Origin of the sequence: Tardiphaga sp. 42S5 (genome assembly GCF_034044155.1) — a bacterium.
GTDB lineage: Bacteria > Pseudomonadota > Alphaproteobacteria > Rhizobiales > Xanthobacteraceae > Tardiphaga > Tardiphaga robiniae.
Genome location: NZ_CP139027.1, coordinates 3270746 through 3283853, shown reverse-complemented (window position 1 = coordinate 3283853; position 13108 = coordinate 3270746). Strand labels below are relative to the sequence as shown.

Here is a 13108-nt window from a genome sequence, read left to right as displayed (position 1 = left end):
GATTTTTGAACATGGACGTGAAGCGCAAGCTGGAGATCCTGGCGGATGCCGCGAAATACGACGCGTCCTGTGCGTCCAGCGGTACCGAGAAACGGGACTCCCGCGACGGCAAAGGCATCGGCTCGACCGACGCAGGCATGGGGATCTGTCATTCCTATGCGCCGGACGGCCGTTGCATCTCGCTGCTGAAGATCCTGCTCACCAATGCCTGCAATTACGATTGTCTTTATTGCGTCAACCGGGCCTCCAGCAATGTGACGCGCGCCCGCTTCACCGTCGACGAAGTGGTGCAACTGACGCTGGATTTCTACCGGCGCAATTACATCGAGGGACTGTTTCTTTCCTCGGGCATCATCCGCAGCGCCGATTACACGATGGAACAGGTTGTCGCCGTCGCGCGGAAACTGCGCGAGGAGCATCATTTCCGCGGCTATATCCATCTCAAGACCATTCCGGAAGCCGACGACGCGCTGATCACCGAGGCCGGCAAATATGCCGACCGCCTCTCCATCAATATCGAGGTGCCCGAGGAAGACAGCCTGGCAAAGCTGGCGCCGGAGAAAGACGTCCGTGCCATTCGTCGCACCATGGGTCGATTGCGGTTGAAACTCGATGAAGCCCGCGAAGGACGCAAGCCGACGCCGCGCGGCAAAGTCGGGCCGCGTTTTGCGCCGGCCGGCCAGAGCACGCAGATGATCGTCGGCGCCGACAGCGCCAATGATTCAACCATCATCCGGACCTCGGCTAATCTGTACGGGTCCTACAATCTGAAGCGCGTCTATTACTCCGCCTTCAGCCCGATCCCCGATGCCAGCCGCGCACTGCCGCTGCGCGCCCCGCCGCTGATCCGCGAGCATCGGCTGTATCAGGCTGACTGGTTGATGCGCTTCTACGGCTTCGACGCCGACGAGATCGTCGATGACAATGACGGCATGCTGTCGCTGGACATGGATCCAAAGCTCGCCTGGGCGCTGCGCCACCGCGACCGTTTCCCGCTCGACGTCAACCGCGCCAGCCGCGAAGACCTTTTGCGCGTACCCGGCTTTGGAGCCAAGGCCGTGCAGCGGATCATCGAAACCCGCCGCATCTCGTCGATCCGCGTCGGCGACCTCGCCCGGCTGCATATTCCGCGGAACAAGGCACTGCCTTTCATCGTTCTTCCGGATCACCGCCCCACCGTGAATTTGCTGGACAGCGCGAGGCTGGTGGAGCGGTTCAAACCGAAGGCAACCCAATTGGGATTTGGATTTTAGACTTTCATTTCAGGAGACCCGATGCACAGTATCGTGCTGGAGAGCGACACCGACTTTGAAGGCTGGCGCAAGGCGGCACGCAAACTGGCGCTCAACGACATTGCTCCCACTGACGTGACATGGACGGTTGCAGGCGCCGAGCCTGAATTGTTCTCCGCCTCGCCAGCAACGTCGCTATCCGACGCCGCAAAAGGCACGTTCAACGTTCCGGCCAAATTCGTCGAACTCGCCGAAACGGCGATCCTGCATCGCGATCCCGAACGCTTCGCCCTGCTCTATCGCCTCCTGTGGCGGCTGCGCGACAATCCCGATCTGATCCACGTCGCGATCGATTCCGACATCGCTAAATTGCAGGCGATGGCCAAGGCCGTCCGGCGCGACGAACACAAGATGCATGCTTTCGTGCGGTTTCGCGAAATCGGCCGCGAGCCGAAGTCGCATTTCGTCGCTTGGTTCGAGCCCGAACATCACATCGTCGAACTCGCCGCGCCGTTCTTCGCGCGGCGCTTCGCCGACATGGCGTGGTCGATCCTGACGCCGGATCTCTGCGCACATTGGGACGGCCACGCGATTTCCATCACGCCCGGTGTCAGCAAAGCCGATGCGCCGACCAAGGATCGGCTCGAAGAGGTATGGCTGACCTATTACGCCAACATCTTCAATCCGGCGCGGTTGAAGACCAAGGCGATGCAGAACGAGATGCCGAAGAAATACTGGCGCAACCTGCCCGAAGCCGCGCTGATCAAGCCGCTGATCGCGCAAGCTGAACGCATCACAGGTGACATGATCGCGGCTGAAGCCAGCGCGCCCAAGAAACCACAACGTCGGGAGGAGACCATGGTCAAGTCGCATGCGACCAAAACGGCCGAACATAGCGAGAAGGAAAGTCTTGCCGCATTGCGCGACGAAGCCGCCGATTGCCGTGCCTGCCATTTGTGGAAAGACGCGACGCAGACTGTATTTGGCGAGGGACCACAACATGCGTCGGTGATGATGGTCGGCGAACAGCCCGGCGACAAGGAAGACCTTGCCGGCAAGCCATTCGTCGGACCAGCCGGACAGATGCTCGTCAAGGCGCTGAAGGAAGCCGGCATTGTCAGAGACAAAGTCTATGTCACCAATGCCGTAAAGCATTTCAAATTCGTGCCGCGCGGAAAATTCCGTCTGCACCAGAAGCCGGCAACGCCGGAAATCAAGGCGTGCCGTCCCTGGTATGAGCGCGAAAAAGCGTCCGTGAAACCCGAGCTCGTCGTCGCGATGGGCGCGACAGCCGCGCAAAGCGTGCTCGGCAAGATCACGCCGATCGGCAAGACCCGTGGCCAGATTATCCAGGCTGACGACGGCACACAGGTTCTCGTGACCGTGCATCCATCCTATCTGCTACGACTGCCCGACGAGGATGCCAAGGCACGCGAATATGCGCATTTCGTCGACGACCTGCGCATCGTCGCCGCGCATCTCAGCAAATCAGCGCGCGCTGCCTGACGGTCAAATCACAAATTCCCGCATCACACGCCGCGTATCCATCTCGAATTCGAGATCGACCACCGGCGGCCGCGCAAAATGCCAGGTCATGCCCTGCCGCGACGCACCGCGCTTGACCAGCTCATCGGCCACCACGGGATGGAAATCCTGTACCGTGTAGATCTGCGTCGCGGTGGTGTCCTGCCAGGAGAAGCCGAAGGCGCCAAGACGTTCTTCCATATTGCTCATGGTCATCCGCGTTTTCTCCCGGAATGCATCCGGCGAGGTCTCGCGATAGCGCGTGATGCGCTCGGGATATGTTCCAGGACCGCCGCGCGCTTCAGCACCACCCGCAATCACGAAAGTCGGCTTGGCACCGAGCGACAGCCGCGTGAACGAGAACGCGTAAAACGACGGTTCACTCGGCGGATCGATCTCGAGGCACACATTGCTGCGCGCGACGGGATTATTCGTGCCGTCGAAGATGCCCCATTCAGCAAGCATCTTGACATAGTGCTCGTTGAATGTCCGGAAGCCAGCTTCGTCGACCACTGCAGGCGAGCGCAACTCGCAGGCGCAGAACGACGTCAGCGGGCGATCGGCCGCGAGAATGTAATCGGCAATACGCGCAAACCCATCGGCCAATGGCAGCCACGTGTCGAAACGCACGCGCTCAATCTCGAAATCCGCATTGGCGGCAACGCCGCTGGAATACTGAAACACTGCTGGAATATAGCGATAATTGCCGGCCGGAAAATCGCGCGTCATGGGGTGGGTCCTGTGGGGCCATGCGGGCCGCCAAAAGATAATGGCGGATCGCATGAAGCGATCCGCCATCCAACCTCAAACCATGTGGCCCCGCAAGCTCAGCTTCGCAAGGCCGCGTCAGTGCCGATCAGGCCGTCCGCGTCTGCTCCAGATCGAATTCCTCGATCTGCTTGGCACGCTCCGTCTCTTTGCCGGCGCGGTGATCGGTGGCGATGGCCACGTAAACCGCGGGCAGCACGAACAGCGTGAACAGCGTGCCGATCATCATGCCGGAGACGACGACGAGGCCGATCGAGAAGCGGCTCGCTGCACCAGCACCCGCCGCGGTGAGCAACGGCAACAGGCCGGTGACCATCGCGGCCGTCGTCATCAGGATCGGACGCAGACGCACGCGGGCGGCCATCTCGATAGCCGAACGACGATCGAGACCTTCCTTGAGCTGCAGTTCGTTGGCGAACTCCACCATCAGGATGCCGTGCTTCGAGATCAGACCGACCAGCGTCAGCAAGCCGACCTGGGTGTAGATGTTGATCGTCGCCATGCCGAAGAACAGCGGGATCAACGCGCCCAGGATCGCCATCGGCACAGTAATCATGATCACGAGCGGATCGCGCAGACTTTCGAACTGCGCTGCCAGCACCAGGAAGATGATGATCAGCGCGAAGCCGAACGCCACTGCCAGCTGATTGCCCTCCTGCACATACTGCCGGGAATCCGCGAGATAATCGTGGTTGAAACCCGACGGCAGTTGCTTGGCGGCGCCCTCAAGGAAGTCGACCGCCTGCCCCACCGTCACGCCGGGCATCGGCACCGCCTGGAAGGTCGCCGAATTCAGCTGGTTGTAATGCGACAGCGCGTTCGGGTTGGTGCCCGTTTCGACCTTCACCAGCGTCGATAACGGCACCTGCTGACCCGTGATCGTCGGCACATAGTAGTTCGCCAGAGAATCCTGCGAGAGCCGCATGCCGCGCGGCACCTGCGGGATCACCTGATAGGAGCGTCCCTCGAGGTTGAAGCGGTTGGTGTAGTTGCCGCCGAGCAGCGTCGCCAGCGTATTGCCGATGCTCGACATCGTAATGCCGAGGTCGTTGGCCTTGGAGCGATCGATGGAGACGCGCACCACTGGCTGATTGAAATCGAGATCGCTGTCGCTGACGATGAACAGGCCGCTCTTGCGCGCGGTGTCCTTCAACTTGACCATCTCCTCATAGACCGACTGGAAACCGTTGGTCGAGCTGATCACCATCTGGATCGGCAGACCGCCGGGACCGCCCGGCAGCGCCGGAAGGTTGAATGCGAAGGCGTTGACACCCTCGATCTTGCTGAGTTCAGCCTGCACCAGCGGCTTCAGCTGCGTGGACGACCGCTTGCGCTCGTCCCACGGCTTCAGCAGCATGCCGGCGATGCCGTTGCTCGGACCGTTGGTGCCGTTGATGATGAAGCGCAGATCGGTTTCCGGGAACTTCTTGAACGCCTCGTCCATGCGATCGCCGTAGAAATCCGCGTAGTCGATATTGGCGTATTTCGGTGCCTTGGTCACCGCAAACAGAATGCCCTGATCTTCCTCGGGCGCCAGCTCCTTCGATGTGTTCATGTACATGAAGCCGACGAGACCGAGGATCACAACGGCGAACATGGCCGTGATGGGGCGATAGTCCAGCGAGCGATCGAGCTGCCGGCCATACCAGCGCGTGGTGGCGCCGAACACCTTGTCCACCTTCTTGGCGAACCAGCCCGGCTCTTCCTGCTTCAACAGCACCGAGCACATCATCGGCGACAACGTCAGCGCGATAACGCCGGACACGATCACCGAGCCCGCCAGCGTGAAGGCGAATTCGCGGAACAGCGCACCGGTCAAACCGCCGATGAAGCCGATCGGCGCATACACCGCCGCCAGCGTGATGGTCATGGAGATGACCGGACCAACGATCTCGCGCGCGCCTTCGAGCGACGCCTGCACCGGCGATTTGCCCTCCTCGAGATGGCGGTGGATGTTCTCCACTACCACGATGGCGTCGTCGACCACGAGGCCGATGGCGAGCACCATCGCCAGCAGGGTCAGCAGATTGATGCTGAAGCCCATGACGAGCATGAGGCTGCAGACGCCGACCAGCGACAGCGGAATCGTCACCACCGGAATGATGACCGAGCGGAACGAAGCCAGGAACAGGAAGATCACCACGATCACGATGCCGACGGCTTCGATCAGCGTGTTCTGAACTTCCTCGATCGACGACGTGATGAACTTGGTGGAGTCGTAGGCGACCTTCATCTTCAGCGATGGCGGCAGGTTACGCTCGAGTTCGGGGAACAGCGCGCGCACGCCCTTGACGATGTTGAGCGGATTGCCGAGCGGTGTCGCCTGCACGCCGATAAAGATCGCGCGCTCGCCACTAAACGCCACGCTCGCGTCCGTACTCTGCGCGGCAAGCTCGATGGTGGCGATATCCTCCATACGGACAAAGCCACCGTCCTTGGCTTTCACCGTCATGCGCTTGAATTGCTCGACGTTCTGCAGGTCGGTATTCGCCGTCACATTGGAGACGATGTAATAGCCCTTGGTCTGACCGGCTGCCGCCTGGAAGTTGTTGGCGCGGATCGCCGCAGCTACATCGTCCGGAGATACACCGCGGCCCTGCATGCGCAGCGGATCGAGCCACAGGCGCATGGCGAAGGTCTGACCGCCGAGGATTTCGGCCGACGCCACGCCGTCCACCGTCGACAGGATCGGCTGCACCGCGCGCGTCAGGTAGTCGGAGATCGCCGAGCCGGACAGTTCCTCACTGGAGAAGCCGAGATACATCACCGCCGTCGTCGACCCCGTGGACTTCAGAATGACGGGGTCATTCGCTTCGCGCGGGATCAGATATTTGACCGAATTGACCTTCGACAGCACTTCGGTGAGCGCGGCATTGGGATCGACGTTGAGCTTGATATAGACCGAGATCAGGCTCTGGCCCTGCGTCGATGCCGACGTCATGTAGTCGATGCCTTCAGCAGCCGCGACGGCCTGCTCGATCGGCGTGGTGATAAAGCCCTGCATCAGGTCCGGCGACGCGCCGGGATACACCGTGGTGACGGTGATCACGGTATTCGACAGTTTCGGATACTGACGGATCGGCAGGCTGGTTGCAGCCTTGAAACCGATCAGCAGGATCAGAAGGCTGACGACCAGCGCCAGCACCGGGCGCTTGATGAAGATATCCGTGAAGACCATTGCGGTCGCTCCGTCATCGGCACCATCTGCCGGCCATTACAGGCCGCGCGACGATGCGAGAAAATTCATTCAGATGAACCGGGACGGACCGCATTTCGCGGCCCGTCCATCGGGTTTCAGTTCAGCGGCGGCTTCGCCGGAATCTGCGGCAATGGATCGGTCGAGATCGACACCAGCGCGCCGGACTGCAACTTGAGCTGTCCGACCGCCACGACGCGATCGCCGGCTTTCAGGCCTTGCGTGATCACCGCACGGCCATCGATGCGGTCGCCAGTACGCACGAAGGTGCGCACCGCCGAGAGCTCGGCCTTGCCATCGTCGGTCTTCTTCTCGGTGATCAGGTAAACCGAGTCACCATAGAGCGTGTAGTCGACCGCTGTTTCCGGCACGGTGATCACAGCCGGTTTGTCCGGCAGCACGACGGTGGTAGTCGCGAACATGCCCGGCTTCAGGATGCCTTCCGGATTCTGCAGCGTCGCCTGAACACGAATATTGCGCGTATCCGCGCTGATCTGCGGCTCGATCGTGGTGATCTTGCCCTCGAACTTGCGGCCCGGATAAGCGTCCACCGAAATGCGCACAGCCTGACCGACCTGCAGCTTGCCGGAGTCTTTTTCCGTGACCGTGAAGTTGTTATAGACGGCGGACAGGTCGGTGAGCGACACGATCTGCGTGCCGGCCGTCAGGTACTGGCCGACTTCGACCCGACGCGTGCCGAGCACGCCGTCGAACGGCGCACGCACCTGCTTCTGCGAAATCACCGCTTCGGTCTTGGCGATATTGGCCTGCGCCTGATCATACGCCGCCTGCGTGGTGTCGACGGTGGCCTGCGGACCAACCTGACGCTCGGCGAGCTGCTTGGCGCGGTCGAGATTGATGCGCGCCACGGTGGCAGCCGCCTTGAAGTTGGCGAGGTCGCCCTGGTCCGGTCCGTCGAACAGTTGCACCAGCGGCTGGCCGGCCTTGACGGTCGCGCCCGCGGTGAACTGGATGTCGGTAATGCGGCCGTTGACGTCGGAGGTGACGTTGACCTGATGCACGGCGGCGAGATCGCCGACGGCGCTGATCAGGTTGGGCACCACTTCGGACTTGGCATCCGCAACGCTCACCACAGTCGGCGGCGGCTTCATGGTGGCGAAAAACTGCTTGATCATGTGGGCGCGGAACGCGTTGAAGCCCACCAAGCCGCCCACCAGGATCGCCAGCAGGATGCCGACGATGATAAACCAACGCACCATCCGCGGACGCGGACGGGGCTTCTCGACAGTCGCACGCGGCGCCGTAGTGCTGTTGGGTTCGGTCGTGAGTGTCATGTCATGCGCTTTCTGTCGTAGTCGCTGGCATCAGGTCCGGCGGAAGCTCGCGATCGATATATGTCGCGATCGCCGTGTCTTTCAGTCCGATTCCGCGGAGAATAAATTCGCAAAGTTGCCGCTCATTATCGGCGGTGCTGGCATAAGGCAAACAGGGAACCGAGGGAAGGCGCGATAACGCCGCCATCATCGCGGTGTGGTGCGCGAACCAGAAAAGACCCATCGGCTCTTTTCCGATCCGGACCGCATCGCTCGTCTGGACAGCATGCTCCAGTGACGCCGTAAAGGTCGGGCCGATCAGTTCGCCGATCTTGTCAAACAGCAGCCGGGCGAATTCGCCGTCCTGCAATTGGCTGATGACCATTAGCCGCAGGCGCTGTGCCTCTTCATGATCGGGATCGGGATCGCGCGGAATGTCGAGGAAGTGCCCGACCATGCCGCGAATCAGAATCACCAGCGTCTCGGTCGACGGCGGCAGACCGAGTAGCTTGTTTAGTCCGGGATCGGCTTCGCATTCCTCCGCCAGGATCTCGGCATAGAGGGCCGACTTGGTCGGGAAATGCTTGAACAGCAGGCCTTCCGAAATCGACGCCGCGGCCGCCACGCTCTTGGTCGTGGTGCCGGCAAATCCATTGCGCGCAAAGCATCGCTTCGCCGCGCTGAGGATCAGCTCGCGCCTGAGGTCATGGGTCATTCGAAGTGTGCTCATAGCGTCGTGAGTAAGCACTCACCCAGGTTTCTGTCAACAAAATGGTGCGCCGCGTCAGGAGAATGACTGCAGGTGGTATCGGCCCGCCACAGTGTTGCATTCTCGCGACGCCAATGCGCTCGAGCTATGCGGTTCCCTCAAGATGAGGGGTGGCAGCGCGTGTGAGGCGCAAAGGGTGGTTTTATCGCGATCCGCTCCACCGGAACGCCGGTAAGCTGCAACCGCGCAACGCCTTACGGCGCGCCACACCGCAGACAAGTTTACGCAGTCTGCGACTGCTATGGGCGATTTCTGTTCCCGGGGCCGTGCTTCCTGGGACGTGGCGCCGGCAGGTTTCCCCGCTTTTGCCCGTCCCAGTCCAGCCGTTTCCGGCAGAGCCCCGTAGTGGGCCCGGACGGCTACCCAGGGCCTCCCGAGTGCGCGAGGGAACGTCTCGCTCATGCCCGCAGGCGCCGCAATCCCAGCTCCACCTCAAGACGCCTCTAGAAGCGCGCCTCGCGAACCGGACAATCGGAGGATAATCCTTGTAGGTATATTATCAAGAGAGGCAGGAAAAAATATTTAAGCTCTACCCTCTCAATTGTCATTCCAGGGCGCGCTCTTGCGCGAGCCCGGAATCATAACCACGATCGCGCGTATGGATTCCGGGCCTGCCCCAGCCGCCTACGCCGACCGGGCGCATCCCGGAATGACAGCCAGTGAGCTCAAAAACGCATTACACTAAGCCCTCAGCGAACTACATTTTCTTCAGCGAGTCCAACACTGGCACACCCCGGCGATCACGATGACGTATTACGTCTATCTGCTGGTCAGCCGAAATACGGCACGTTGTATATCGGCGTGACGAACAATCTTATACGGCGCGGACACGAGCATCGCAGCAAGGTTGTTGACGGCTTCACGCGACGTCATGACGTCGACAAGCCTCGTCTGGTTTGAGGTCTACGATGACGTCCTGTCAGCCATTGCCCGAAAAAGAACTCAAGAAATGGCGCCGCGACTGGAAGATCCGATTGATCGAAGAGCAAAATCCAAACTGGATGGATTTGTATCCGGTGCTTTCCGGCTGACATGGAGTTTATGGATTCCGGGCCCGCGCAAGAGCGCGTCCCGGAATGACAATTAAGAGGTTCGCGCGTTTCGACACTGCACCGTGCTTCACACCACCGTCTTGTGCCGCTCGATACAGGTCGTCAGCACCTCGTCCATCGACTTGCTCCACCAGTTCTCCGAGAAGATTTCGATCTCGGAGTACCCGGCGAAGCCCTGCGCCTCGACAGCCGCGCGGGCGGATTTGATATCGATGACGCCGTCGCCCATCATGCCGCGGTCGTTGAGGATGTCCTTGGTCGGGACCAGCCAGTCGCAGACGTGAAATGCGAGCAGACGATCCTGCCCTGCCCGCGCGATCTGGGCATGCAGTTCGGGGTCCCACCAGATGTGATAGACGTCGAGGGCGACGCCGAGCATGCCGGTGCGGTTGGGATCGAGACGGTCGCAGATATCGAGCGCCTGTTCCGTGGTGTTCACGCAGGCACGGTCGGCCGCATAGGCCGGATGCAGCGGCTCGATGGCCAGCGGCATCTTCGCCTGCCTCGCATATTCCATCATCTCGGCGATGCCATCATCGACCTGCGCACGCGCATTGATGATGTTCTTCGACAGCGCAGAGCCCGGCCGCGAATATTGCGGCAGGCCGCCGACGACCAGCACGATGCACGGTGAGCCCAATGCCACCGCTTCATCGACGCAGCGCTTGTTGTCGTCGCGCTGCTGCTGGCGATGGGCTTCGTCCGAGACGAACATGCCGCCGCGGCAATAGCCGGACAGTTCGAGGTCGTGGTCACGCAGCGCCTTCACGGCCTTGTCGAGGCCGACATGAGCGACCTGGTCACGCCACGGGCTGACGCCGCGGATCTTGTGCCGGGCACAGGCTTCTGCAATGGCGACAAAGTCGCCCTGCTTGCGGACCGTCGCCGTGTTCAGCGACAGCCAGCGATGGTCATTCGAGAAGTCCCGCATCTCAGGCTTCGATCCCGCGCGTTGCCATGATCGCCTTCATACGCTGCGTCGCCAGTTCGGGATTGGCCAGCAGGCCAGCCTTGTCGGCGAGACGGAACAGTTCAGCAAGATGCTGCGTCGAGCGCGTGCTCTCCTGCCCGCCGATCATGGTGAAGTGATCCTGATGGCCATTGAGATAGGCCATGAACACGATGCCCGTCTTGTAGAACCGGGTCGGCGCCTTGAAGATATGACGCGACAGCGGCACTGTCGGGCCGAGCACGTCGTGGAAGCCGGCCTCGTCGCCCGCGGCGAGACGCGACAGCGCATAGGACGCCGCCGGCGCGATGGCATCGAAGATACCGAGCAGCGCATGGGAGAAGCCCTTATCGTCTCCGGCGATCAATTCTGCATAGTTGAAATCATCGCCGGTATACATCTTCACTTCGGGCCTGAGACGGCGACGCATATCGATCTCGCGCTGTGCATCGAGCAGCGACACCTTGACGCCATCGACCTTGGCGGCGTTACGGTTGATGACGTCGACGGCAATGTCCATCGCGGTGTCGAGGCTCGGCGTACCCCAGTAATTGGCCAGCGCCGGATCGAACATGTCGCCGAGCCAGTGGATGATCACCGGCTGCGCCGACTGCGACAGGATACGGTCATAGACGCGACCGTAATCCTCGGCGCTCTTGCCGAGCTTTGCCAGCGCACGCGACGCCATCAGGATGATGCGGCCGCCGACCTTCTCGATCGCTTCGAACTGCTGTTCATAAGCCTTGATCACGTCGTCGATCGACTTGGCATCTTCCACCGCAAGGTGATCAGTACCGGCGCCGGAGAACACCAGCGCACCACGCGGCTTCGCCGCCGCGACGGAGCGCGTGATGAGTTCGAGCGAGGTCGGCCAGTCCATACCCATGCCGCGCTGCGCGGTGTCCATCGCTTCTGCGACGCCGAGACCGAGATCCCAGACGTGTTCACGAAATGCGATGGTGCGGTCCCAATCGATGGTCTGATTGAGCCACGGATCGCATTCCGCCAGCGGGTCGGCAACGATATGTGCCGCCGAGAAAGCGATGCGGTTCAGCGTGCCTTCCAGCTTGGCCGGAAACGTGCGCGACGCTGCGAGACGATAGGTCTCGATCGAACGATCGGCCTTCGGCAGTTTCAGCGACAGCGTTGAGCCGGTGGACGTGGGCATGACTGGCTTGTTCATGGCGGACCTCAGACCTTGAGCGTGGGAACGTCGATCCAGCGACGCTCCTTCCAGCTTTCCAGCGCGCATTCGACGAGCTGCACGCCCTTGGCGCCTTCGAGCAGCGTGTACTTGTAGGGCGCATCCTCGCAGACGTGACGGATGAACATTTCCCACTGTTCCTTGAAGCCGTTGTCATAGACGGCGTTGTCTGGAACCTTCTGCCAGTCGGCATAGAAGTCGTGGGTACGCTTCTCGTCGGGATTCCAGATCGGGCGCGGCGTCGCCTGACGGGCCTGGATCATGCACTCGGTGAGACCGGCCACGGCCGAACCGTGGGTCCCGTCGACCTGGAAGGTCACGAGATCATCGCGATAGACGCGCGTCGCCCAGGACATGTTCATGTGGGCGATGACGCCGCCCTTCAGCTTGAAGGTGGCATAGGCCGAGTCGTCGGCAGTGGCCGTGTACCTCTTGCCCTGCTCATCCCAGCGCGCCGGGATGTCGGTAGTGCCGAGGCAGGTCAGGCTTTCGACTTCGCCGAACAGATTGTCGAGCACGTAGCGCCAGTGGCAGACCATGTCGAGGATCATGCCGCCGCCGTCCTCGGCGCGGTAGTTCCAGGACGGGCGCTGGGCTTCCTGCCAGTCGCCTTCGAACACCCAGTAGCCGAACTCGCCGCGCACCGAGAGCATCTTGCCGAAGAAACCGCTGTCGCGCAGCATCGCCAGCTTCTTCAAACCGGGCAGGAAAAGCTTGTCCTGCACGGTGCCGTGCTTGAGACCCTTTGCGTTGGCCTTCTTGATGACGTCGAGCGCGGCTTCGAGATTGGTCGCGATGGGCTTCTCGCAATAGATATGCTTGCCGGCCTCGATGGCGCGGTTGAGCAGACCCGGGCGTGCCTGCGTGGTCGCCGCGTCGAAGAAGATGCTGTCGTTCTTGTCGGCGAAAGCCTTGTCGAGATCAGTGGTCCAGCGCTCGATGCCATATTTCTTGGCGAGGCCTTCGATCTTCTCGGCATTGCGGCCGACCAGGATCGGATCCGGCATCATGCGGTCGCCGTTGTTCAGGGTCACGCCGCCCTGCGCACGGATCGCGACGATCGAGCGCACGAGATGCTGGTTGAGACCCATACGGCCGGTGATGCCGTTCATGATGATGCCGAGGCGGTGGACAGCCATA

Annotated in this window: 9 protein-coding genes and 1 pseudogene; 3 read left to right on the top strand and 7 right to left on the bottom strand. The window is 61.4% G+C overall.

Annotated features, from left to right (window positions below; genetic code table 11):
• Nucleotides 1–11: 11 nt before the first annotated feature.
• Nucleotides 12–1253, top strand: a complete 1242-nt coding sequence (locus tag SFY93_RS15085) for a putative DNA modification/repair radical SAM protein (RefSeq protein WP_320443681.1) — start codon at nucleotides 12–14, stop codon at nucleotides 1251–1253.
• 21 nt (nucleotides 1254–1274) lie between these two features.
• Nucleotides 1275–2738 (top strand): UdgX family uracil-DNA binding protein, encoded by a 1464-nt coding sequence (locus SFY93_RS15080; RefSeq protein ID WP_320443680.1) that lies wholly within the window; start codon nucleotides 1275–1277, stop codon nucleotides 2736–2738.
• Between the two features lie 3 nt (nucleotides 2739–2741).
• Here SFY93_RS15080 and cnbZ read toward each other — a convergent pair whose 3' ends face one another.
• The 4 genes from cnbZ to SFY93_RS15060 form a co-directional block, all read right to left on the bottom strand.
• Nucleotides 2742–3485: a 2-amino-5-chloromuconate deaminase CnbZ gene (gene cnbZ, locus SFY93_RS15075; protein ID WP_320443679.1), complete on the bottom strand. Its 744-nt coding sequence runs from the start codon at nucleotides 3483–3485 to the stop codon at nucleotides 2742–2744.
• A 127-nt stretch (nucleotides 3486–3612) separates the two neighbouring features.
• Nucleotides 3613–6702: a MexW/MexI family multidrug efflux RND transporter permease subunit gene (locus tag SFY93_RS15070; RefSeq protein ID WP_320443678.1), complete on the bottom strand. Its 3090-nt coding sequence runs from the start codon at nucleotides 6700–6702 to the stop codon at nucleotides 3613–3615.
• Between the two features lie 116 nt (nucleotides 6703–6818).
• On the bottom strand, nucleotides 6819–8015 hold the full coding sequence (locus SFY93_RS15065; protein ID WP_093761903.1) for an efflux RND transporter periplasmic adaptor subunit: 1197 nt from the start codon (nucleotides 8013–8015) through the stop codon (nucleotides 6819–6821).
• Nucleotide 8016: 1 nt separating this feature from the next.
• Nucleotides 8017–8724, bottom strand: coding sequence for a TetR/AcrR family transcriptional regulator (locus SFY93_RS15060; protein ID WP_320443677.1), 708 nt, complete (start codon nucleotides 8722–8724; stop codon nucleotides 8017–8019).
• A gap of 784 nt (nucleotides 8725–9508) precedes the next feature.
• Here SFY93_RS15060 and SFY93_RS15055 point away from each other — a divergent pair.
• Nucleotides 9509–9794: pseudogene (locus SFY93_RS15055) on the top strand (GIY-YIG nuclease family protein).
• Between the two features lie 88 nt (nucleotides 9795–9882).
• Here SFY93_RS15055 and SFY93_RS15050 read toward each other — a convergent pair.
• The 3 genes from SFY93_RS15050 to SFY93_RS15040 are packed head-to-tail and all read right to left on the bottom strand — an operon-like array spanning nucleotide 9883 to nucleotide 13107.
• Nucleotides 9883–10746, bottom strand: a complete 864-nt coding sequence (locus SFY93_RS15050; RefSeq protein WP_320443676.1) for a sugar phosphate isomerase/epimerase family protein — start codon at nucleotides 10744–10746, stop codon at nucleotides 9883–9885.
• Between the two features lies 1 nt (nucleotide 10747).
• Nucleotides 10748–11947, bottom strand: coding sequence for a dihydrodipicolinate synthase family protein (locus SFY93_RS15045; RefSeq protein ID WP_320443675.1), 1200 nt, complete (start codon nucleotides 11945–11947; stop codon nucleotides 10748–10750).
• Between the two features lie 8 nt (nucleotides 11948–11955).
• Entirely contained in the window at nucleotides 11956–13107 is a 1152-nt protein-coding gene (locus SFY93_RS15040) for a Gfo/Idh/MocA family protein (RefSeq protein WP_320443674.1), read from the bottom strand.
• Nucleotide 13108: the final 1 nt, after the last annotated feature.

Coding starts and splice junctions, on each gene's coding strand:
- cnbZ (WP_320443679.1), bottom strand. CDS start 3,485: ATGACGCGCGATTTTCCGGCCGGCAATTATCGCTATATTCCAGCAGTG.
- SFY93_RS15040 (WP_320443674.1), bottom strand. CDS start 13,107: ATGGCTGTCCACCGCCTCGGCATCATCATGAACGGCATCACCGGCCGT.
- SFY93_RS15050 (WP_320443676.1), bottom strand. CDS start 10,746: ATGCGGGACTTCTCGAATGACCATCGCTGGCTGTCGCTGAACACGGCG.
- SFY93_RS15070 (WP_320443678.1), bottom strand. CDS start 6,702: ATGGTCTTCACGGATATCTTCATCAAGCGCCCGGTGCTGGCGCTGGTC.
- SFY93_RS15080 (WP_320443680.1), top strand. CDS start 1,275: ATGCACAGTATCGTGCTGGAGAGCGACACCGACTTTGAAGGCTGGCGC.
- SFY93_RS15045 (WP_320443675.1), bottom strand. CDS start 11,947: ATGAACAAGCCAGTCATGCCCACGTCCACCGGCTCAACGCTGTCGCTG.
- SFY93_RS15085 (WP_320443681.1), top strand. CDS start 12: ATGGACGTGAAGCGCAAGCTGGAGATCCTGGCGGATGCCGCGAAATAC.
- SFY93_RS15065 (WP_093761903.1), bottom strand. CDS start 8,015: ATGACACTCACGACCGAACCCAACAGCACTACGGCGCCGCGTGCGACT.
- SFY93_RS15060 (WP_320443677.1), bottom strand. CDS start 8,724: ATGAGCACACTTCGAATGACCCATGACCTCAGGCGCGAGCTGATCCTC.